We start from the raw sequence: 21,987 nt of genomic DNA, 5'->3' as shown, positions 1-21,987 counted from the left end.
TCTCATTTTGTGGATATCCAATGTCATCGAACAAGTCTCTCGCCCTGGCCCTCTGCCTGACCGTGACCGGTTGCGCGCAAACTCCACAAAGTGCGGACAAGGACATTGCGCAAGCCCCGGCGACAGCTAGCGCCAGCACACCCGCCGCTCCCGCGGCCGCCGTAGCCGCGTCCAAGGATGCCGCCAAGCTTGCGGCCAAACCTGCCGCGTCCGCGCCAGCCGCCAAAGCCAGTGCTCCGCTGGCAGCCGCCGTGGCGCCCGCAGTTCCAAGCGTCGCCGCCGCGCCGGCAGCCAGTACGGATACCGGTAGCAGCTGGTGGTGGCCGTTCGGTTCGTCCGACAAGGCCGCTGTGAAAGATTCGGCCCAGGCCGCCACGCCGGCTGCCAAGCCACAGGACAAGCCCGTGCCACTGGCCACGGCGGTCGCTGCTGCGACCACCCCGGCGCCACAAGCGGACCCTGCCACCCATTGGTGGTGGCCGTTCGGCAGTTCGGACAAGGACAAGGCCAAGGCAACCGCTCAGCCGCCGGTCAAGGCAGTGCCGATGCCGGATCCGAAAATCACCCAGGCCTGGCTCGACGACTACGAGCCGCGTCTGCGTACCGCCATCCAGAACAGCGCCCTGAAACTGGAGCGGCGTGAGAACGTGCTGGTAGTGATTGCCCCGGTTGACGGTTTCTATAACCCCAAGCGTCCGGAAATGTTGATGCCGGTGACCCTCGGTCCCTTCACCCGAATCGCCAAGACCATCGAGGGTGACCCCAAGACCGCCGTGCTGATCCTCGGCCATGGCGACAACAGCAGCAGCGCCGAATCGACCCAGGCCTTGAGCCAGCAGCGGGCGCAGTCCGTTGCCGCGATTTTCGGCCTCAGCGGCCTGCATCGTGACCGCCTGATGCTGCGTGGCATGGGCGCGGACATGCCGCGTGCCGCCAACGACAGCAATGAGGGCCGTGCCCTGAACCGTCGCGTGGAAATCATCCTGACGCCGCAGAACACCATGGTTGCGCTGTTGAGCAAATACAGCATCCCGGTTCCGGCTCCGCTTCCAGCCACCCAGTTGGCGGCGGCGGATGTGAAGCCGGCGGTGGCCCCGGCACCTGCGGCGAAGAAAGCCACGACCAAGGGCAAGGCCGCAGCGAAGAAAGCCCCGGTCCACAAGAAGGCTCCGGTCAAGAAAGCCGCGACCAAGCCAGCAGCGGACAAGGCTGCGGCGCCGGCGAAGAAAGACGCCGGCAGCGACAGCTCGGCCAAGAACTGACCTGACCACCAAGAAGGAACGCGCCGTGACTCAAACCCTGGCGGATATGCGCCGCGACTACACCCGTGACGGTCTCACCGAGGCCCAGGCTCCGGCCGAACCGTTTGCGCTGTTCCACCAGTGGTTTGCCGAGGCGGTGAAGACCGAGCAGGCGCCCGTCGAAGCCAATGCCATGACCCTGGCGACGGTGGACGAGGAAGGGCGCCCGCATTGCCGCATCCTGTTGCTCAAGGGTTTGGACGAGGCGGGGTTTACCTTCTTCACCAACTACGAAAGCGACAAGGGCCGACAACTGGCGGCCCGTCCCTTTGCCGCGATGACGTTTTTCTGGCCGAGCCTTGAGCGCCAGGTGCGGATCGAGGGGCGGGTGGTCAAGGTTTCGGCGCGGGAGTCGGACGCCTACTTCCAGGTACGCCCGCTGGGCAGCCGGTTGGGGGCCTGGGCTTCGCCGCAAAGTCGGGTAATTGCCGACCGGGCGGAGCTTGAGGGCTTGCTCAGGAACACCGAGGCGCGCTTCAGCGATACACAACCTCATTGTCCCGAGCACTGGGGCGGTTATCGTTTGCTGCCGGAGCGCATCGAGTTCTGGCAGGGGCGCGCCAGCCGCCTGCATGACCGCCTCGACTACCGTCTGCTCGGCGCGGACTGGACGCGCCAGCGTCTCGCGCCTTAGCGTTTGCCCGAGCCGTCAGCGTTTCGATCCGGCGACGCTGAACCAGCGTTCGCCTGATCGCCGCCCGGCAAGTGTTGTTCCCGCTCTTGCAGCGGGTAGCTTGCAGCGGCGGCCTCAAGCCATTGTTGCAAGTCCCGGCGCTTGACCTTCTGCTCCCTGGCCGCGGCCAGGCGTTCCAGCATGAACTTTTTGTATAATTCGTTGTCTCCCGCTAGCGATAATGCCAGGTCGCGGTCTGTCCAGCGTCTGATCCTGAAGTACAGCCAGCCGTGGAAATACAGTCCGGCTGCTGTAGCGATTACGATGATCAAGTAGTCCATGTCGATTCTTTGCCAGTTGGGTCGTTGTCGTAACGATTCAGTTGTCGCTGATTGTTTCAACTGCTTGGCAGCCCGGGCAGGCGGATCGAAATCGCGCTACCCTGTGTCCCCGTTTATTTGGACGCCGAGGCTGTACTGGCGCTGAATGAAAGCATTTTATCCGTGCGCTGCCGTGACAGGGATCAAGCTGCGGAGTTTAATTAAAGTCATTTCCTTTGGAGTTGATCCTATGCGTAAGTCTGTTTTGTTGATTGCTTCCTTTTCCACAATGGCTATGTTGCTGGGTGGTTGCACCAACAGCCTGACTGGCGATTCCTATTCCCGTGATGAAGCGCGCCGCGTCCAGACCATTCGCATGGGCACCATCGAGTCGCTGCGTCCGGTGAAAATCGAAGGCAGCAACTCGCCTATCGGTGCCGGTGCCGGTGCAATTGTCGGCGGCGTCGGCGGCAGCGCCATCGGCGGTGGCCGTGGCAGTATCGTGACCGCGGTGATCGGTGCGGTCGCCGGTGGCGTGCTGGGCAACATGGCCGAAAAAGGTCTGACCAGCGCCCAGGGTGTTGAAATCACCGTGCGTGAAGACGACGGCAGCATGCGTGCCTATGTGCAGGAAGTTCAGCCGAACGAAATCTTCCGGGTTGGCGAGCGTGTGCGTATCTCCACTGTCGGTGGCACCAGTCGCGTTTCCCACTGATTTCGCAATCAGCCTTGAAAAGAAACCCCGGCCAGGCAACTGGTCGGGGTTTTCTTTTTCTGCTGCGCTGAAGATTGCCGCGAACCTTGCCGGTGTAGCGTCTTGATCCTGGCTTGCAACACCGCTCAACGCTACCCCGGCAGGAGCCGGCTTGCCGTAACGCCGCACCGCGGCGATGGAAGCCGGTCAGGCAGTACAAGGCTCACGGGCCTCATCGGCGGCCAGCCGGTATCTACAAGGGTACTGTGCTCGCAGGCTTGCGGCTGGCCACCGCCGTCACGGCATAGCCGATCAGCGCCGCGAGGATGGAGCCTGTCAGAATGCCCATGCGGTCCATGCCCACATAGTCGCTGTGACCCGGCATAAAGGCCAGGGAGCCAACGAACAGACTCATGGTGAAACCTATCCCGCAGAGGATCGCCACACCGAACAACTGCCCCCAGTTGGCGCCGTGAGGCAGCGCCGCGAGGCCGGCGCGGACCGCCAGCCAGGTCAGGCCGAAGACGCCGACCGTCTTGCCGATCAGCAGGCCGGCGGCGATGCCCATCGGCACATGGTGGGTAAAGCTCTCCAGGTTCACCCCCGCCAGGGACACGCCGGCGTTGGCAAAGGCGAACAGCGGCAGGATGCCGAACGCCACCCAGGGATGCAACGCGTGCTCCAGGCTCAACAGCGGCGAGGTTTCGGCGTGGCGGGTGCGCAGCGGGATGCAGAATGCCAGGGTCACACCGGCCAATGTGGCATGCACGCCGCTCTTGAGCACGCAGACCCAGAGAATCAGGCCGATCACCAGATACGGCCCGAGCTTGACCACGCCCAGGCGATTCATCGCGATCAGCGCCACCAGGCAGGCCCCGGCCAGCGCCAGCGACAGTGTCGACAGTTCATGGGAGTAGAAGATCGCGATGACGATGATCGCACCCAGGTCGTCGATGATCGCCAGGGTCATCAGGAACAGTTTCAGCGACACCGGCACCCGCTTGCCGAGCAAGGCCAGCACCCCGAGGGCGAAGGCGATATCGGTGGCCATGGGGATCGCCCAGCCGCCCAGCGCCGCCGGGTTGTCACGGTTGAGGAACCAGTAGATCAGCGCCGGCACCACCATGCCGCCGATGGCCGCGGCCCCCGGCAGTACCACCTGCGAAGGCTTGGACAGATGGCCTTCGAGGAGTTCGCGCTTGACCTCAAGGCCGATCAGCAGGAAGAACAGCGCCATCAGACCGTCGTTGATCCACAGCAGCAGCGGCTTGGCGATTTTCAGGGCGCCGACCTGGGCCACCACCGGCACGTCCAGCAGACCGGCGTAGAGGTGCGACAGCGGCGAGTTGTTGATGATCAGGGCCAGGGCCGCGGCGGCAATCAATAGCAGGCCGCTGGCAGCTTCCAACTGGAAGAAACGGGTGAAAGTGCTACGCAGAGGCAAGGTCGCTCTCCATCGATTAATTCAAAAGGTGGGACACCCTAACCCGTACTGTTAGTTGTTAAAACAAAAATTATATTCTTTTTTGTTATAAGCGGGTGCTTGAAGGGCTCATCGCAAAAAGCCTAGCAGTTGTGTGTCTAATTGCGTCTTCACTGTATCTGTGCGGTAGGTAGGAAACTTCCTATAGTTAACGGATTATCGCGGTGGGACCTGTCAGGGGGCCGATCGTTGTTTATCCTTTGGCGGTTTGCCCCTGAGCCAGTGGCGCAACCAGCCGGCCGTGCTTTCGAGCGCCGCCGTTCCAAGACGAGTAGCCATCATGAGCGACAACCGACAGTGGGCCCGGGAAGCCATCCGGATCATTGAAGCCGACTTCCAGCGCAGTGCCGACACCCACCTGATTCCTTTGCCGCTGCCGGGCCTGCCGGGCATCGAGTTGTACTTCAAGGACGAATCCAGCCATCCGACCGGCAGCCTCAAGCACCGCCTGGCCCGCTCGCTGTTCCTCTATGCGCTGTGCAATGGCTGGCTGCGCCCGGGCGCGCCGGTGATCGAGGCGTCCAGCGGTTCGACGGCGATCTCCGAAGCCTATTTCGCGCGCCTGCTGGGCTTGCCGTTTATCGCGGTGATGCCGGCCACCACCTCCCAGGAAAAGATCGCGCAGATCGCCTTCTACGGCGGCCAGAGCCACCTGGTGCAGGACCCGACGCAAATCTATGCCGAGTCCGAGCGCCTGGCCCGGGAGAGCGGCGGTCATTTCATGGACCAGTTCACCTACGCCGAACGGGCCACCGACTGGCGGGCGAACAACAACATTGCCGAGTCGATTTTCCAGCAACTGCGTTTTGAGCGTTACCCGGAACCGAGCTGGTTGATTTCCAGCCCCGGTACCGGCGGCACCACCGCGACCCTCGGTCGTTATGTGCGCTATCGCCAGCATTGCACCCGAGTGTTGTGCGCCGATGCCGAGCGTTCGGTGTTCTTCGACTTTTACCAGACGGGGGACGCCGGCCTGCGCCTGGACTGCGGTTCGCGCATCGAAGGGATCGGCCGTCCGCGGGTCGAGGCGTCGTTCCTGCCCAAGGTGATCGATGCCATGGTCAAGGTGCCGGATGCCTTGTCCCTGGCCGCCATGCATTACCTGGCGCAGCGTTTGGGTCGGCGGGTCGGCGGTTCCAGTGGTACCAACCTGATCGGTGCGCTGATGGCGGCACGGCAGATGGTCGAGGCGGGGGAGAGCGGTTCGATCGTGGCGATCCTCTGCGACGGCGGTGAGCGTTATGCCACCACCTACTACGATGCGCAGTGGCTGAAGGCCCAGGGCTATGAACTGGACGACCTGGTCGCGACCGTGGCAGCCAGCGTCGAACGCGGCGAGGCGTTGCCCGAGAGCGTGTTGCGGGCGGGGATCTGATTCGCTCAGGGTTTCCGGATCGATGAGATTTGTGGCGAGTGGGCTTGTCCCGGCAGTATCCAGTTAAGGACTTTTGAAGCCGGGCCCGATCTTGTGGCGAGCGGGCTTGCCCGCGCTGGGGGCGAAGCCCCCTGAAACCGGAGAACCAGGTGTGTCAGGTAGACCGCGATAGCTGGTTTTGGGGCCGCTCCGCGACCCAGCGTGGGCAAGCCCACTCACCACAAATCAGCGTCCGACCGTTCCTGGCGTTACAGGCTGAAGCCGCCATCCAGCGGGATGATATTGCCCGTCATATAAGCCCCGGCGGTGCTCGCCAGACTGATCGCCAGTGCCGCCATCTCTTCCTCGCGGCCCCAGCGTTTCATCGGAATCAACGCCGTGTCTTCGGCCAATGCCTGCTCATCGTTGCCTATATGTTGGGTCATCTTGCTCGGGAAACGCCCCGGCGCGATCACATTGACATTGATGTGCTGGCTGACCAGTTCCCGCGCCAGGATCCGTGACAACTGGTGCAAGGCGGCCTTGCTCGGACCGTAGGCATAGGCCTGTTCGCCGAACGAGGAAATCCCCGCGACCGAACCGATATTGATGATTCGCGCCGGGCTCTCCACCGAACCGGCCTTGCGCAACAACGGCAGGAATTGCTGGATGCAGTTGAAGACCGAGGTCACGTTCAGTTGCATGACCTTTTCCCAGCCTTTGATCGGGTAGCTTTCCAGCGGCGCACCCCAGGTGGTACCGGCGTTGTTGACGAGGATATCCAGCCGATCGATCTTTGCGGCCAGGCGTGTCGCCAACTCCGCCACGCCTTCCTCGGTCGCCAGGTTGGCGGCCAGCGCCTGGCAGTGACCCAGGGCGCCGAGTTCATCGGCGGTCTGCTGGCAGGCTTCGGCATCCCGCGCACAGATATAGACCTGGGCACCGGCCTCGACAAAGGCCTTGGCAATCATCTTGCCGATGCCGCGGGTACCGCCGGTCACCAGCGCGGTGCGGCCTTGCAGGGAGAAGTAAGGGTGCATGGCGATTCCTGAGTGCGAAAAGGTGTCGATACCCTAGCCGTCAGGAGTCAAAAGCGGAGCCACTATTGGGCGGCGCAATGATGCGCCATGCACGATGCCGCGGATCAGCCGCGAACGCGCAGGGTCAGGCCCTTGAGGAAGTTGCGCAGCAGCTGGTCGCCGCAGGGGCGGTAGTTGGTGTGACCGAACTTGCGGAACAGCGCGCTCAGCTCGGGCTTGGACACCGGGAACTCGGCGGCCTTGAGAATGGCGTGCATGTCGTCTTCCTTGAGTTCAAAGGCGACCCGCAGCTTCTTCAGGATGATGTTGTTGGTCACCGGCAGTTCGACCGGTAGCGGCGCACGGCTTTCGTCCTTACCCCGCTTGAAGATCACCAGGCCATCGAGAAAATGTGCCATGACCTCGTCCGGGCAATGCACGAAGCCTTCTTCCTCATCCTTTTTCAGGTAGGTGATGACATCGGCCTTGGCCACTTCGAAGCCGGTCAGCTTGATGATCTCGACGACCTTGTTGTCGCTGATGTCGAGCATGTAGCGCACGCTACGCAGTACGTCGTTGTGAATCATGGGAAGCATCCTGAGAGGTAGACGCCGCGCATCTGCGCGACGTTGAAAAGGCGATTAGAATTTTTCCTTGGTCGACAGATAACGCCATTGACCCACGGGCACCTTGCCGATGGAGACGCCGCCGATGCGGATCCGCCGGACGGATACGACCTTGAGCCCGACTGCCTGGCAAAACAGCGCGATCACCCCCGGTTGCGGGTTTTTCATCGCGAAACGCAGGCGATTTTCGTTCTGCCAGCTGGCTTTCACCGCGGGCAGCTCGCGGCCCTTGTAGGTCAGGCCATGGCTCAGGCGGTTGAGGCCGTGCTCGACGATGTCGCCGCTGACTTCCACCACATACTCCTGCTCGATCTTGGCGGTGTCGGCGGTGAGCTTGCGGAGGATCTTCCAGTCCTGGGTGAACACCACCAGGCCACTGGCGCCGGCTTGCAGATCGGCGCCGGCGGTCAGGCGCAGGAAATGCCCCTTGAGCGGGCGCTTGCCATAGCGGTGTTCCTCGGAGAGCGTTTCGGCGCGCAGCAGTTGCATGGCCGCGTCGAGGTCCAGGCCGGCTGGTTGGTGCAGCAGCAGGGTCACCGGCTCCGGAGCGGTGGCCTTGGCTTCGGGATCGAGTGCGACTTTCTGGTCCGCGACCTTGAACTGTGGTTCGTCGATGACTTCGCCGTCGACCGTGACCCAGCCGCCTTCGATGAACAGTTCGGCCTCCCGACGGGAGCAGCCGACCAGCTCGATCAGGCGTTTGGAAAGGCGAGTGGGTTCAGACATGACGGCGGCCGTAAAAAAGGGGGGCGGCTATTGTACCTGCCTGGCGCCGGTTAAGCCCGGCAACATTTGTCGCAGGGCTCGTGGAGGGCGCGAACCCTGTGGGGGAGGCTCGGGTTGATCAGCGTTTCAGACGCAGATGCAACAGAGGATAGGGCTGGCCCATGCCATCCTTTTCCGAGCGCCCGATCACTTCGAAGCCCTGCTTGAAGTAGAAGCCGACCGCCTGGGAGTTTTGTTCGTTGACGTCCAGTTCATCGGCATTCAGGTGTTCGATAGCGTAGCGCAGCAGCTGTTTGCCCAGGCCCGTGCCGCGTGCCTGCGGGGCGATAAACAACATTTCGACCTTGCCCGCCGCGACCCCGGCAAACCCGGTGATGCGCTGGCGCGAATCGCGGGTGCAGATCAACATGACCGCATCCAAGTAGTGGGTCAGCAGCATATTCTTCAGCAGTTCGATGTAGCTGTCCGGCAGGAAGTCATGGGTGGCGCGCACCGAGGCTTCCCAGAGTCGGGCCAGTTCCGGGTAGTCACCGGGCTTGGGGGTTTGGATCACCGGGAGCTGGCGCATGCAGCAGATTCCTTCCGTCACGGTTGTTCATGAGCCAGACTATAGCCGTAAAAAAGCCCCGCATCTCGTTGAAAGAGCGGGGCTTTTCAGTTTATTTACAGCTTAGATCGTTTCCGCCCAGAGGTCGTATTCGTCGGCGTCGGTGACGCGGCACCAGACCTTGTCGCCGGGCTTGAGATCGCCGGCACCTTCGATGAACACGTTGCCGTCGATTTCCGGGGCGTCGAAGAAGCAACGGCCGACCGCGCCTTGTTCGTCGACTTCGTCGATCAGTACCTCGATCTCGCGGCCGATGCGCAGTTGCAGGCGGGCGCTGCTGATGGCCTGTTGATGGGCCATGAAGCGCTCCCAGCGCTCCTGCTTGACCTCATCCGGGACCACGTCCAGGCCGAGGTCGTTGGCCGGCGCGCCTTCCACCGGTGAGTACTGGAAGCAGCCGACGCGGTCGAGCTGGGCTTCGGTCAGCCAGTCGAGCAGGTACTGGAAGTCTTCCTCGGTTTCGCCGGGGAAACCGACGATAAAGGTCGAACGGATGATCAGGTCCGGGCAGATTTCCCGCCAGCTCTTGATCCGCGCCAGGGTCTTGTCTTCGAACGCCGGGCGTTTCATCGACTTGAGCACTTTCGGGCTGGCGTGCTGGAACGGGATGTCCAGGTACGGCAGGATCTTGCCGGCCGCCATCAGCGGGATCAGTTCGTCGACATGCGGGTACGGGTAGACGTAGTGCAGGCGCACCCAAACCCCCAGCGTGCCGAGGGCTTCGCACAACTCGGTCATGCGGGTTTTCACCGGCGCGCCGTTCCAGAAACCGGTGCGGTACTTCACGTCGACGCCATAGGCGCTGGTGTCCTGTGAGATCACCAGCAGTTCCTTGACCCCGGACTTGACCAGGCGCTGGGCCTCGTCGAGGACGTCACCCACCGGACGGCTGACCAGCTTGCCGCGCATCGACGGGATGATGCAGAAGCTGCAGCTGTGGTTGCAGCCTTCGGAAATCTTCAGGTATGCGTAGTGGCGCGGGGTCAGCTTGATGCCTTGCGGCGGCACGAGGTCGATCAGCGGGTTGTGATCCTGGCGCGGCGGCACCACCTGGTGCACGGCATTGACCACCTGTTCGTACTGCTGCGGGCCGCTCACGGCCAGCACGCTGGGGTGGACCTTGCGGATGTTGCCTTCTTCGACGCCCATGCAGCCGGTGACGATCACCTTGCCGTTTTCCTTGATGGCTTCGCCGATCACTTCCAGGGACTCGGCCTTGGCGCTGTCGATAAAGCCGCAGGTGTTGACCACCACGACATCGGCGTCCTGGTAGGTGGACACCACGTCATAGCCTTCCATGCGCAATTGCGTAAGGATGCGCTCGGAGTCGACCAGTGCTTTCGGGCAACCCAGGGATACGAAGCCGACCTTGGGGTTGGCTGGCGCGGTAGGGGTGGACATGTCTAACCTCGGTAATAGGGTGTCGAGCCGCTTGGGACAAGGGCGTCGCGTGGGCGCTGTTGCGCCTCTGATCAAAAAGTGCGCAATTCTAGCGATGGCCGAGGCACTTGACCAGCTTTATGCAGGGAAATGCGACGAGTGCTGCGCTATGCTTCGCCCGATGCGAGTCGCTGTCATTTTTTGTTTCAAATAATCGATGACTTATAAATCGTCGGCAACTGTAAGAAAAACAGCGCATGCTGCACAAAAAAGCATAGTGCTTCTTGAAAGAAGCCTTAGTCCGGGGTGTAGGAGTAGTTGATGGGTGGTCAGGCAGTGAGTGAGGGGCAGGTCGGGCACTCGACGGCGAAGCCGTTGGGCATGCTGGTAGCGGCGGTAGGGGTGGTGTACGGCGACATCGGCACCAGCCCGTTATATACCCTCAAGGAGGTGTTCACTGGTGGTTACGGGGTGCAGGTCAACCAGGACGGTGTCTTCGGGATCCTGGCACTGATCTTCTGGTCGCTGATCTGGGTGGTGTCGATCAAGTACGTGTTGTTCATCCTGCGCGCCGACAACCAGGGTGAGGGTGGGATCATGGCCCTGACCGCGCTGGCGCGGCGGGCCTCGGCGTCCTACCCGAAATTGCAGTCGACGCTGGTGGTCCTCGGCTTGATCGGCGCGGCATTGTTCTATGGCGACAGCATGATTACCCCGGCCATTTCGGTGTTGTCAGCGGTCGAGGGCCTGGAGATTGCCTTCGATGGCCTGGAGCACTGGGTGGTACCACTGTCGTTGGTGGTGCTGGTGGCGTTGTTCCTGATCCAGAAACACGGTACCGCGAGTATTGGCAAGCTGTTCGGGCCGGTGATGGTGGCGTGGTTCGTCGTGCTGGGGATCATGGGCGGCTATGGTGTTGCTCGGCACCCTGAAGTGCTGAGCGCGTTGAACCCGATGTGGGGCGTGCGATTCTTTACCAATCATCCGGGCATGGGCGTGGCGATTCTCGGTGCCGTGGTGCTGGCGTTGACCGGTGCCGAAGCCTTGTACGCCGACATGGGGCACTTCGGTCGCAAGCCGATCGCCCGCGCCTGGTTCGCCCTGGTGCTGCCGGCGCTGGTGCTGAACTACTTCGGCCAGGGCGCCTTGCTGCTGGAAGCGCCGGACGCGGCGCGCAACCCCTTCTACCTGCTGGCGCCGGCCTGGGCGTTGGTGCCGCTGGTGGTGTTGTCGACCCTGGCGACGGTGATCGCTTCCCAGGCGGTGATCTCCGGGGCGTTCTCCCTGACCCGTCAGGCGATCCAGTTGGGCTACATCCCGCGCATGCATATCCAGCACACTTCGAGTGCCGAGCAGGGGCAGATCTACATCGGTGCGGTGAACTGGACCCTGATGATCGGCGTAATCCTGCTGGTCATCGGTTTCGGCTCGTCCAACGCCCTGGCCTCGGCTTATGGTGTGGCGGTGACCGGGACCATGCTGATCACCAGTATCCTGGTGGCGGCGGTGATGTTGCTGCTGTGGAAATGGTCGCCGATCCTGACCGTGCCGATCCTGGTGGGCTTCCTGCTGGTGGACGGGCTGTTCTTCGCCGCCAACGTGCCCAAGATCGTCCAGGGCGGTGCCTTTCCGGTGTTGGCGGGGATCGTGCTGTTTATCCTCATGACCACCTGGAAGCGCGGCAAGGAGCTGCTGATGGACCGCCTCGACGAGGGTGGCCTGCCGTTGCCGATCTTTATCGGCAGTATTCGCGTGCAGCCGCCCCATCGGGTGCAGGGTACGGCGGTGTTCCTCACCGCGCGGCCGGATGCGGTGCCTCATGCGTTGTTGCACAACTTGCTGCACAACCAGGTGCTGCATGAGCAGGTGGTGTTGCTGACGGTGGTCTATGAAGATATTCCACGGGTCCCGGCACAGCGGCGGTTTGAGGTCGACTCTTATGGAGAGGGGTTCTTCCGGGTCATCCTGCACTTCGGCTTTATCGATGAGCCGGATGTGCCGCAGGCGCTGAAACTGTGCCATCTGGACGATCTGGATTTCAGTCCGATGCGCACCACCTACTTCCTCAGCCGTGAGACGGTGATCGCGTCGAAGATCGTCGGCATGGCGCGCTGGCGGGAGAGCCTGTTCGCCTTCATGCTGAAGAATGCCAACGGTAACCTGCGCTTTTTCAAGCTGCCGGTGAACCGGGTGATCGAGCTGGGGACCCAGGTCGAGATCTGATAGTCGCGGATATGAAAAAGCCCCCGTTGCCTTGTGGCAGCGGGGGCTTTTTCTTGGGCGGCTTACGCTACCCCCTGTAGGAGAAGGGCTTGCCGGCGATGGGGCCCTTGAGATCGCTAAAAGCTTCGCTGCGATGCGGCGTCCCGGCTCCTACAGGGCTCGCATTACTCGCTTTTGACCTGGCGCTTCTGGATGGCATCCACCAACCGTTTGGCCAACGCCGGGTAGTTCTCATCGAAGTGATGACCCCCTGGTAGCTTGACGGGCTCTCCGACCGCAGTCGCGGTGGTGCAGCCACTCTCTTTCACTTCGTCCTGGCCATAAATACACAAGACCTTGGCCGCCGGCAGCTTGGCCATATCCGGACCAGTATCGAGCTCCATGCCGGCTTTGCCCAGCCAGCCGTCAACGTGGATCTCGAAGCTACCGCTACGGGCGAACGCCAGCAGGATGATTGCGTCGACCCGCTGCTGCTCGTTTTCCGGCAGGCGGTTGTAGATCGCCGGCAGGACGTCGGCACCGAAGGAATAACCGGCCAGGACGAAACGCTTGGCGCCCCATTTCTGCCGATAGTGCTGCATCAGTTCGGTCAGGTCGGCGGCCGTCTGTTCCGGGCTCTTGTGTTGCCAGTAGTAGCGCAGGGTATCGATGCCCACCACCGAGTAGCCCATCTTCGCCATATAGCCCGCCGCGTCGCGGTCCAGGTCACGCCAGCCACCGTCGCCGGAGAGGAACAGGGTCACGGTGTCGCTGGCTTTCTCCGCCGGGACTTCCACCACCGGAATGGCCAGGCCGCCGTTTTCCGTACCCACCAGCATCTTGCGCAGTTCGTTGTTCAGCACCTGGGGCAGGTGGATGTCGTAGTCGCTGATGCTGGTTTCGGCATTCGGCTGGTCGCGCACGAACGCCGCGCTCGGATCATCCGGTCCGTCGTTCCAGGCCACCAGCCAGTGGCCGTGGGCGGCGCTCTTCGGCACTGGGACAGTGCAATCCGGCTGATCGAGCACAAACCCCACCGAGATGGCCTGGGCCTTGTCACTGGCCTGGGATGCCAGCCAGTTCCAGGCCAGGGACGCGCCCGGGCCGATGCCGCTGACCAGGGTCGCCGGACCCTTCAATTGTTGCAGGGCGCCATCCAGGGCCTTTTGTTGCAGCGTGCAGTTGTCCTTGGGCAGGATCACCTGGACGATCAGCGCCGCGCCGCTACGGCTCAGGGCGGACAGTTGCGCGTCGCTCAGGGCGTCTTCGGCGAGGGTCGCAACCACCACCTGGGCCTTGGCCGTAGTGCCGGGGGTCAGGCGAGTCAGGGTCGAACCGTCGGCCTGGCTCAGGTGCTCGAGGGTGGATTCCGGCGGGGGGCGGTTCCAGAACCAGTAGCCACCTCCCGCGAGTGCCGCCAGGAGCAGCACGATTACCAGTAAAAACCGCCAGGAGCGTTGAATCATCAGCGTTTCACCAATCCAGTCAGGCCGCCCGCAATCAGGGCGGCGGTATCGGCCAATGCGACCAGCGGATCAAGTCCTGCCGGCACGGCCATGTAACGGGGTTCCCAGTCAGGCTGGAACTTGTCCTTGAAACGACGCAGGCCCTGGAAGTTGTAGAGCTGCTCGCCGCGCTGGAACACCATCGAGCCCAGGCGCTGGGTCAGTGGGGCGCCACGCCGCGGTTGCAGGCCCGACAACGGCACCATGCCCAGGCTGAAACGCGCGTATCCGTGAGCCTTATAATGCTGAATCAGGCCAACCATCAAGAACTCCATGGTCAGCTTCGGCGCTTCCGGGTGCGAACGCATCAGGTCGAGACTGGCCAGTTCATGGCTGTGGGTTTCGAGCAGGTTGGCGAAAGCCACCGGGCGCCCCTCGAAATGGATGATCGCGACGCGGAAGTGGTTGATGTACTCGGGGGCGAAGCGGCCCAGGGAGAAACCTTTCTCGCGTACGTTCTTGCCGGTGAGCCAGGCATCGGAGATGACCTTGAGTTCATCCAGCGGGGCCTGCCCCGGTTCGTAGATTTCCAGTGACAGGCCGTCACGGCTACCGCGGTTCCAGGTGTAGCGCAGGTCCTTCATCTCCTTGCCCTTGGACTCGAGGTCAAAGCGATGCAGGTCGACCCGGGCTTCTTCGCCGAGCTTGATGGCGGTCAGGCCGATGTCCATGTAGTACGGCAGGTTCTCCGCCCGCACCTGATAGAACACCGGACGGGCATGATGGGTGTCGCAGAGGTCGCGGAATTGCCAGATCAATTCGGCGCGCTGGCGTGTCGGCCCGATCGGATCGTACAGCGCCACCAGGCTGCGCCCACGGCGCGCGTACATCAGGAAGGCGGTGTCGGTGGGGTGGAACAGGAACGCCTTGTCACCGGTCAGGGCCAGGCCGCCGTCAGGCTGGTCGGAAGCCATCAGGATCTTGAACGCCCGCTCCATTTCATCGGCGGTGGGCTGGTGAATCACCGGACGCGCGGTGCGCAGCAACCAGGTCAGCGACACGGCGACCAATACCACGGCAGCTCCCAGCAGCGAACGCAGGCCGCGGGGGGCATCGCCATCCAGTGCGAACTGCCACCACAGCTCGTGGCTGTAGGGCACATCCTGGTAGGCGAACAACAGCAGCCAGACCGAAGCGCCGAGCACGCAGAGACTGGCGACCAGATAGAGTGGCGAGAACGGCAGTTCGGTGAGGCGGCTGGGTCGATAGAAGGAGCGGCGGAAAATCCCCAGCAGGCAGGCGGTGGCCGTCAGCATACTGGCTTCTTCCCAGTCGAAACCCTTGAGCAGCGAGAGCAGGGCGCCCACCAGCAGCAAGGTCATGGTCAGCATCCAGGCAGCGGACAGGCGCCGACGCAGGCCCTGGGCCAGCAGCAAGCACAACACGCCCACCAGGCTGGCGCCGAAGTGCGAGGCGTCGATCAGACGATCCGGAACCAGGAAGTCGATGCCTTCCAGGCGCGTGTCGATTTCCGGGGTTGCGCCGGAGAACAGCAGGACCACGCCGGAGAGGAACACCAGGACGGCGAGGATCGGCGCGGCGAAACCTGAAGCGACCCGCATGCTTTGCCGGGTAGTGATCAGGCGCTGGGCTTCTGTGCTCAGCAGTGCCAGGCAGGCCAGCAGCAGCGGCAACAGCACGTAGATCAGGCGATAGAGCAGCAGCGCGGCGGCCAGCGGTGCGGCGCCCAACTGATTGGCAAAGGCGGCCAGCAGAATGGCTTCGAACACGCCGACGCCGCCGGGCACATGGCTGAGCACGCCGGCAGCCAGGGCCAGCAGGTAAACCAGCAGGAAGGCGCCGAACGGTGGCGCCTCGGGTAACAGCAGATAGAGCACGGTCGCCGCGGCGGCCACATCCAGGGCGGTAATCACCAGTTGCAGCAAGGTCAGACGGGCACTGGGCAGGCGCAGGGTACGGCGTCCGGCCTTGACCAGCAGGTTGTCCTTGATCGGTTGTTCCGGCAGGCGCCGACGGTAGATGCCTGCCGCCAGCAGGGCCGCCAGGGCCAGCACGCCTACGGCGATGCCGCCGAGCAGGTAGGCGGGCAGGTGCAGGGCTTCGGACGCCGCGGGCAGGTTACTCAAGGTCGCCAGGGCGGCCAGCGGTGGCAGCGCGCAGCCCAGCGACAGGCTGGCAAACAGAGTCATCCGCGCGACTTCGGCGGCCCCCAGGCCGTGACGGGCGTAGAGCCGGTAGCGCACCGAACCGCCGGACAACAACGACAGGCCAATGGCATTGCCGATGGCGAAAGCGGTGAAGCCGCCCAGTACCAGGGTGCGCGTCGGCAATTTCACATCGGCGTAGCGACTGGCGGACCACTCATAGCCCAGCAGGATAATGAAGCCGATGGCGGTCGCCGCCAATGCGCCACCCAGGGCCGGTTTGGGCACACTGAGAATCGAATCGTGCAGGGCGTCGAGATCGAGCTCGATCAACAGGTGACGGCAGGCGATCAGGGCGATGGCGAACAGAAACAGGGTGACAGCCAGTCCGACGGACTGTCGGTACTTGCTCAACAGATCCAGCCAACGTAGACGGGTGGCGGTGATCGGGTGTGTCGCTGTAACAGTTTCGTGTGGTTCGGACGAGTTGGCGCGCATCAATCACCTCTAGGATTGTGCGCGACAGGATGGGGGTATCCAGCCAAGTTACCAATCCCTATGGACAAAATAATTGCAAATATTAACGTGTCTGGCCGTTGTACGGCGACCCACGCCCCGGGCTGTTGTAGAGGAAGTTTGTTGCGGATTCAGCTTAGCCTGTGCAGCCATTGACTGCGGTATCCGTCGAGGGTTCGATCCGTCCAGCCATGACTGGATGAAAGTTTTTTCGGCGGATACAAAAAAGGCCACTCTTTCGAGCAGCCTTTTCTGATATTTGGTTGCGGGAGCCGGATTTGAACCGACGACCTTCGGGTTATGAGCCCGACGAGCTACCAGACTGCTCCATCCCGCGTCTGTGTGGCGGCATTCTACAGCCGAACGCCGAGGTGTCAACCGTTAATCATCCGTTTGGTCAAAATAATGCGTAAAGCCTCGATTTGATCGGCTGCTTTCGGTAAGTGTCCGACAATCAAGGATTTTTCAGGCTGCCTGGCAAAAACAGGCGCGTACAAAAACGGTCGCTGTTTCGAGTGGCCTGTTTGATGTGGCGATTTTGTGACCGCGCCCTTGAGTCTTGCGCAATATATTCAGTTTAGCTGATAAGTTTTACTTTACAGTTTGTCTTCATATCTTCTATAACGGCTGACATGAACGATCAGCCCGAGAATTTCCAAGCCCTACGTACTGCTGCTCTCGCGCAGGACCTCCGAGCCCTGACGGGAAAGCTGAAGCGCCGACTGCGCGAGCAAGCTGGTGTTAACGACCTGACCCCTTCCCAGGTGTCTGTGCTGCTTCGCCTGGAGAAGGACGGTCCCGCCACGGCATCAAGCCTTGCCCGGGCGGAGGCGATGCGTCCGCAATCGATGGGCTCGGTCGTCGCCGCGCTGGAGAGCGCAGGCCTGGTGAGTGGCGGGCCAGACCCGACGGACGGGCGGCAGACCCTGCTCTCGCTCACGGACGCCTGTCGTAAATGGGTCAAGGAAGGTCGCGCGGCGCGCCAGGACTGGCTGACCCGAACTCTCCAGGCGCGTCTGTCGCCGGAGGAACAGAACAAGCTTGCGGAGGCCGTCGAGCTGCTCAAGCGGCTCATCGACGATTGACGGAAGTTCGTGGGGCTCACGCCCAATCCAACTCATCCGAAATTTCGAGGGGAGAATCCATGGCGCTGACTACGCTCGATCCGAATACCGCCCTGGTTGTCGTCGACCTGCAGAAAGGCATCGTCGGTCTTCCCGTCAGCCACCCGATTGGCGAAGTCATAGAGCGGGCCCGGACGCTCGCCGATGCTTTCCGCGAGCGTGGCCTGCCGGTGGTGCTCGTCAACGTGCTTTGAGGCTTTTTCAACATCACTATCGGCTATTTGCTCCTTTCTTGTGTCGGCGACTTTGCCTTGCGGAATACAGGCGACGTTGCCGCGTTCGGCGCGGGCGCGCTGCTGATCGCCGTTTTTTCCGCCCGGCACTTTGGCCGCTTCCATGGCGGTAATCATCCGGAGCAGCGGTGAAGCCTCCCTTTGCGAGCTTTTTCCGCTCCCTGCGAGGGTTCAACTATCGGCTCTGGGTGGGAGGGGCCTTCATCTCCAATGTCGGCACCTGGATGCAGCGGACGGCCCAGGACTGGCTGGTGTTCACCCAGCTCACCCATCACGATGCGTCGGCCGCCGGCTGGGTCATGGCGCTGCAATTCGGGCCGCAGCTCCTGTTGCTGCCATGGACTGGCTTTGCCGCCGACCATTTCAATCAGCGCAAGCTGCTGATCGCCACGCAGGCGAGCATGGGTGCCCTCGCTCTGGTGCTGGGGATTCTCACTGTCTCGGGTGTCATCCAGCTCTGGCACGTTTACATCTTCGCCTTCCTGTTTGGCTGCGCGGCGGCGTTCGATGCACCGGTGCGTCAGACCTTCGTCGCGGAATTGGTCGGCGATGAATGTCTGCACAATGCGGTGGCGCTCAACTCGACTTCGTTTAACATCGCGCGGATGATCGGCCCGGCCGTCTCAGGCGTGGTCATCGCGGCGATCGGAAGCGGCTGGGCCTTTCTGATCAACGGCGTCTCCTTCATTGCGGTGCTGATTTCCCTGACATTGCTGCGCGTCGCCGAGCTTCATCCGAACGCCAGGGCTCAACGCACCCGGGGAAGCTTTACCGCAGGGTTTCGCTATGTGTGGGCGCGGCCGGACCTCAGGTCAATCCTGGTCATGCTGTTCTTCATCGGCACCTTCGGCCTGAACTTCCCGATCTTCATTTCGGCGATGGCGGTCGGGGTTTTCCACGCCGATGCCCGCGGATATGGCCTGCTGTCGTCGGTCATGGCGATCGGCACGGTAGCCGGCGCGCTGCTAGGCGCCGGCCGCAACAAGCCCCGGTTCGGCTCGCTGCTGATCGGCGCGGCGGTATTCGGGTTCGGCTGTACGCTGGCCGCCCTTGCGCCGAGCTACTGGCTCTTCGCCGGGGCGCTGGTCATCATCGGTGTGGCCGCCCTGATGTTCACCAACACCACGAATAGCCTGATGCAGCTCTCGACGGAGCCGGCAATGCGCGGGCGGGTGATGGCGCTCCGCGTTGGCATCGCGCTTGGAGGCACGCCGATCGGAGCGCCGATAGTCGGATGGGTAGCCAATCATTGCGGGCCACGCTGGGCGCTCGGCATCGGCGCGGCCTCTGGCTTTGCCGCGGCCCTCGTGGCGACAGGCTTCCTCGCTCGGCAATTCCGTCGTCCTCAAACGCCTCGTACCGCTGAGCCAATCGGGCAAAGTTATGAGGGTGGATCCCAGGCGCCTGTGATCATTGTGCGCGAAGGCGACTCCAGGCGCTGAGCAATACCCGATCCGTGCGCAATGGAGCCGGCTACCCGGAAAATTCGGAATCACCAGTATCGTTGGTTGCAGGAGCCGGAAAAGCCTCGATTTAACCGATCGCTTTCGGTAAGTGTCCGGCAAGCAGGTTTTTTCAGGCTTCCGGGCAAAACAGGCACGCACAAAAAAGGCCACTCTTTCGAGTAGCCTTTTCTGATGTTTGGTTGCGGGAGCCGGATTTGAACCGACGACCTTCGGGTTATGAGCCCGACGAGCTACCAGACTGCTCCATCCCGCGTCTGTGTGTCGGCATTCTACAGCGAAACGCCCGGCTGTCAAACCTTAATTGAGGAAAACCCCTTTATGGTTCAATTGGTTAGCGTTTGAAGCAGGGGTTGTGACGAGCCTCGGGGCTATGCCGGACAAGGCTTTCAGCTCTATCGGAGGATGCTTTTCGATTGAGAAAATAAATTCAATCGGGCTGTTTCCTACAGTTGAAGAGGAAGAATCAAACTACTGGTGCTATATACAGGTGTCAGTGAGATACTGCTGGCCTGTACTGTTTCCGCTCCCTGAATGAACCTGTGTTTTCATGACGCAACGCAAAATCATCCACGTCGACTGTGATTGCTTCTACGCCGCCATCGAGATGCGTGATAACCCGAGCCTGGTCGGTAAGCCCTTGGCGGTGGGCGGTTCAGCGGATCGGCGAGGGGTGATCGCCACCTGTAATTACGAGGCGCGTGCCTATGGCGTGCGTTCGGCGATGTCGTCGCGGCATGCCTTGAGCCTGTGTCCGGACCTGCTGATCGTCAAGCCACGGATGGATGCCTATAAGGAAGCGTCGAAGGATATCCAGGCGATCTTTCGCGACTACACCGATCTGATCGAACCCTTGTCCCTGGATGAAGCCTACCTGGATGTGTCCGACAGCCCGCACTTTGCCGGCAGCGCGACGCGGATTGCCCAGGACATCCGGCGCCGGGTCTCGAAGCAATTGCATATCACCGTCTCCGCCGGAGTGGCGCCGAACAAATTCCTGGCCAAGATTGCCAGCGACTGGAAAAAGCCCAATGGGTTGTTTGTGATCACCCCGGACCAGGTGGAGGATTTCGTTGCCGGCTTGCCGGTCAACAAATTGCACGGGGTCGGCAAGGTCACGGCGGACAAGCTCGGGCGGCTGGGGATCGTCGATTGCCTGCAATTGCGCGAGTGGGGCAAGTTGGCTCTGGTTCGCGAGTTCGGTAGTTTTGGTGAGCGCCTCTGGGGGCTGGCCCGGGGGGTCGATGAGCGGCTGGTGCATAACGACAGCCGACGCCAGTCGGTCAGCGTCGAAAACACCTACGATGCCGACCTGCCGGATCTTGCCAGTTGCCTGGAAAAACTCCCTGAATTGATGGAAACCCTCGCCGGGCGCATTGCCCGACTCGACAGCAGCTATCGACCGGGCAAGCCCTTCGTAAAAGTGAAGTTCCATGACTTTACCCAGACCACCCTGGAGCAGGCCGGGGCCGGGCGGGATCTGGAGAGTTATCGGCAGTTGCTGAGCCAGGCCTTTGCCCGGGGAGAGCGGCCGGTGCGGTTGTTGGGGATTGGTGTGCGCCTGCAGGATCTGCGCGCTGGGCATGAGCAACTGGAGTTGTTCAATAGCTGAGGCGCTGTCTGGGTGGGGTGTACATTGAGGGCAACGCAAAACCTGTAGGAGCAGAGCTTGCTCGCGAAGCTTTTAGCGTCCTCAAGGACGCCTTCGCGAGCAAGCTCTGCTCCTGCAAGGGGGGCGTCAGGAAAATGGGTGTCGGGATCTCAGTTGGCCCCGGGATCCGCCACCAGTCGCCCGGCCTTCTTGGTCAGGGTCTGGAGAAACTCATGCTGCAACTCGGGATCGTTGCGGGTCAGTTCGATCAGGCTCTGTTCCAGTTCACTGGCCTCGTCTTCCAGTCCCAGCTCCGACAAGCGCTTGACCCGGTGCACCCATTGGTTGACGTCGTCACCCTCCAGGTCGTTGTAGATCAGGTCGTGGGCCTCCAGCAGCTTGCCGCGCAGCTTGCTGCTGATGGACAGGCTCGAGTCCGAGTGGATTTGACCCTGGGCATCTTCCACGCGGATCTGCAGATTGCCGATGCGATACAGGTCCTGCTCGGCGAACGGGCTGTCGAGCAGGTTGAGGCGCAATACGCCATTGCGGTCGGTGGTCAATTCCGCGCTCTGCTTGCCGGCGAGTACTTCCACCGGCCGTTCGGACCACGGCAGGCTTGAGTGTTCCATGCGCTTGTCGCGCTGGACTTCCTCGACCCCGGCCAGGTTCTGCTGGGCGCGTCCGCCGGACTCGACGTTGACGAACGGATTGAGGCCGTCGATACCGTCCTTGAGCCAGCCATGGGTAATGCTGTCGGGCAGGTGGCCGAGGGCGAAGATATTCGCCACGTTGGCGCCAATACCACCGACCAGTGCCACGGCTCCCAGTGGGATTTCATAGACCTTGCGCCAGCCCTGGTAGGGTGTGTAGCGGTCATAGCGACGGGTGACGTCGAACTCGGTGACTTCGAAGGTCTTCTGCTCGTGAATCCGCACGCGACGTTGCGGCAGTTCGAGGACCTTGGGATCACCGACATCGATCTGCAGATTGTGTTCGAGCAGTTTGCGCTCGACGCGCTCTTCGTGCTCGGTACGTTGTGACATCTGGTTGGCGCAGCCGCTGACCAGCAGGGCGCCGCACAAGGCGGCGCCCCCGAGGGCTAAGGCACTTCGATTGAACATG

At 62.2% G+C, this 21,987-nt stretch carries 18 protein-coding genes, 2 tRNA genes and 1 pseudogene; 9 read left to right on the top strand and 12 right to left on the bottom strand.

Annotation, left to right across the window (positions count from 1 at the left end; genetic code table 11):
• Positions 1-20 precede the first annotated feature (20 nt).
• Both M5B96_RS00690 and pdxH read left to right on the top strand, forming a co-directional pair.
• Positions 21-1,262 carry an OmpA family protein gene (locus M5B96_RS00690; protein ID WP_248794598.1) on the top strand — a complete coding sequence of 414 codons (1,242 nt, stop codon included), beginning with the start codon at positions 21-23 and terminating at the stop codon, positions 1,260-1,262.
• Positions 1,263-1,287: 25 nt separating this feature from the next.
• Positions 1,288-1,935, top strand: a complete 648-nt coding sequence (gene pdxH / locus M5B96_RS00685; protein ID WP_248794597.1) for a pyridoxamine 5'-phosphate oxidase — start codon at positions 1,288-1,290, stop codon at positions 1,933-1,935.
• A 92-nt stretch (positions 1,936-2,027) separates the two neighbouring features.
• On the opposite strand, the pseudogene M5B96_RS00680 reads toward pdxH, so the two are convergent.
• Positions 2,028-2,255, bottom strand: a pseudogene (locus tag M5B96_RS00680) (hypothetical protein); the annotation flags it as partial.
• Positions 2,256-2,484: 229 nt separating this feature from the next.
• On the opposite strand from M5B96_RS00680, the gene M5B96_RS00675 reads away from it, so the two are divergent.
• On the top strand, positions 2,485-2,949 hold the full coding sequence (locus M5B96_RS00675) for a glycine zipper 2TM domain-containing protein (protein WP_103496413.1): 465 nt from the start codon (positions 2,485-2,487) through the stop codon (positions 2,947-2,949).
• Between the two features lie 232 nt (positions 2,950-3,181).
• On the opposite strand, the gene nhaA is transcribed toward M5B96_RS00675, so the two are convergent.
• Complete coding sequence (nhaA, locus tag M5B96_RS00670) at positions 3,182-4,372, bottom strand: Na+/H+ antiporter NhaA (protein WP_248794596.1); 1,191 nt, start codon at positions 4,370-4,372, stop codon at positions 3,182-3,184.
• A gap of 316 nt (positions 4,373-4,688) precedes the next feature.
• Here nhaA and M5B96_RS00665 point away from each other — a divergent pair, with 316 nt between their 5' ends.
• Positions 4,689-5,786 carry a PLP-dependent cysteine synthase family protein gene (locus tag M5B96_RS00665; protein WP_248794952.1) on the top strand — a complete coding sequence of 366 codons (1,098 nt, stop codon included), beginning with the start codon at positions 4,689-4,691 and terminating at the stop codon, positions 5,784-5,786.
• Between the two features lie 248 nt (positions 5,787-6,034).
• On the opposite strand, the gene M5B96_RS00660 is transcribed toward M5B96_RS00665, so the two are convergent.
• The 5 genes from M5B96_RS00660 to rimO all read right to left on the bottom strand — a co-directional run bounded on the left by M5B96_RS00660 (position 6,035) and on the right by rimO (position 10,144).
• Positions 6,035-6,805 carry an SDR family oxidoreductase gene (locus M5B96_RS00660; protein WP_248794595.1) on the bottom strand — a complete coding sequence of 257 codons (771 nt, stop codon included), beginning with the start codon at positions 6,803-6,805 and terminating at the stop codon, positions 6,035-6,037.
• 104 nt (positions 6,806-6,909) lie between these two features.
• A complete protein-coding gene (locus tag M5B96_RS00655; protein WP_248794594.1) occupies positions 6,910-7,371 on the bottom strand; it encodes a DUF1456 family protein in 462 nt (153 codons plus the stop codon).
• A 54-nt stretch (positions 7,372-7,425) separates the two neighbouring features.
• Complete coding sequence (locus M5B96_RS00650) at positions 7,426-8,136, bottom strand: rRNA pseudouridine synthase (protein WP_248794593.1); 711 nt, start codon at positions 8,134-8,136, stop codon at positions 7,426-7,428.
• A 118-nt stretch (positions 8,137-8,254) separates the two neighbouring features.
• Entirely contained in the window at positions 8,255-8,704 is a 450-nt protein-coding gene (locus M5B96_RS00645) for a GNAT family N-acetyltransferase (protein ID WP_248794592.1), read from the bottom strand.
• A gap of 102 nt (positions 8,705-8,806) precedes the next feature.
• The gene (gene rimO / locus M5B96_RS00640; protein ID WP_248794591.1) at positions 8,807-10,144 is read right to left on the bottom strand and encodes a 30S ribosomal protein S12 methylthiotransferase RimO; all 1,338 of its coding nucleotides are present in this window, start codon (positions 10,142-10,144) and stop codon (positions 8,807-8,809) included.
• Positions 10,145-10,444: 300 nt separating this feature from the next.
• Between rimO and M5B96_RS00635 the strand changes: the two genes are divergently transcribed.
• On the top strand, positions 10,445-12,346 hold the full coding sequence (locus M5B96_RS00635) for a potassium transporter Kup (RefSeq protein WP_248794590.1): 1,902 nt from the start codon (positions 10,445-10,447) through the stop codon (positions 12,344-12,346).
• 164 nt (positions 12,347-12,510) lie between these two features.
• Here M5B96_RS00635 and M5B96_RS00630 read toward each other — a convergent pair whose 3' ends face one another.
• The 3 genes from M5B96_RS00630 to M5B96_RS00620 form a co-directional block, all read right to left on the bottom strand.
• Complete coding sequence (locus tag M5B96_RS00630) at positions 12,511-13,791, bottom strand: virulence factor family protein (protein WP_248794589.1); 1,281 nt, start codon at positions 13,789-13,791, stop codon at positions 12,511-12,513.
• Positions 13,791-16,433 (bottom strand): bifunctional lysylphosphatidylglycerol flippase/synthetase MprF, encoded by a 2,643-nt coding sequence (gene mprF / locus M5B96_RS00625; RefSeq protein ID WP_248794588.1) that lies wholly within the window; start codon positions 16,431-16,433, stop codon positions 13,791-13,793. The genes M5B96_RS00630 and mprF overlap by 1 nt, the downstream gene beginning before the upstream one ends.
• Before the next feature lie 278 nt (positions 16,434-16,711).
• Positions 16,712-16,788: transfer RNA gene (locus M5B96_RS00620), tRNA-Met, on the bottom strand.
• 295 nt (positions 16,789-17,083) lie between these two features.
• Here M5B96_RS00620 and M5B96_RS00615 point away from each other — a divergent pair.
• The 3 genes from M5B96_RS00615 (at position 17,084) to M5B96_RS00605 (ending at position 19,250) form a co-directional block, all read left to right on the top strand.
• Entirely contained in the window at positions 17,084-17,536 is a 453-nt protein-coding gene (locus M5B96_RS00615) for a MarR family winged helix-turn-helix transcriptional regulator (RefSeq protein WP_248794587.1), read from the top strand.
• A gap of 59 nt (positions 17,537-17,595) precedes the next feature.
• Complete coding sequence (locus M5B96_RS00610) at positions 17,596-17,769, top strand: isochorismatase family protein (RefSeq protein WP_248794586.1); 174 nt, start codon at positions 17,596-17,598, stop codon at positions 17,767-17,769.
• Positions 17,770-17,936: 167 nt separating this feature from the next.
• Positions 17,937-19,250, top strand: a complete 1,314-nt coding sequence (locus M5B96_RS00605; RefSeq protein WP_248794585.1) for an MFS transporter — start codon at positions 17,937-17,939, stop codon at positions 19,248-19,250.
• Between the two features lie 200 nt (positions 19,251-19,450).
• Here the strand turns inward: M5B96_RS00605 and M5B96_RS00600 are convergent.
• Positions 19,451-19,527, bottom strand: a tRNA-Met gene (locus M5B96_RS00600).
• Positions 19,528-19,821: 294 nt separating this feature from the next.
• Here M5B96_RS00600 and dinB point away from each other — a divergent pair.
• Entirely contained in the window at positions 19,822-20,883 is a 1,062-nt protein-coding gene (dinB, locus tag M5B96_RS00595; protein ID WP_248794584.1) for a DNA polymerase IV, read from the top strand.
• Positions 20,884-21,032: 149 nt separating this feature from the next.
• On the opposite strand, the gene M5B96_RS00590 is transcribed toward dinB, so the two are convergent.
• Entirely contained in the window at positions 21,033-21,986 is a 954-nt protein-coding gene (locus tag M5B96_RS00590) for a hypothetical protein (protein ID WP_248794583.1), read from the bottom strand.
• Position 21,987 lies beyond the last annotated feature (1 nt).

This window comes from Pseudomonas sp. MWU13-2105, from assembly GCF_023242315.1.
In the GTDB taxonomy this organism is placed as follows: Bacteria; Pseudomonadota; Gammaproteobacteria; order Pseudomonadales; family Pseudomonadaceae; genus Aquipseudomonas.
This window is presented reverse-complemented; position numbering and strand designations above follow the sequence as displayed.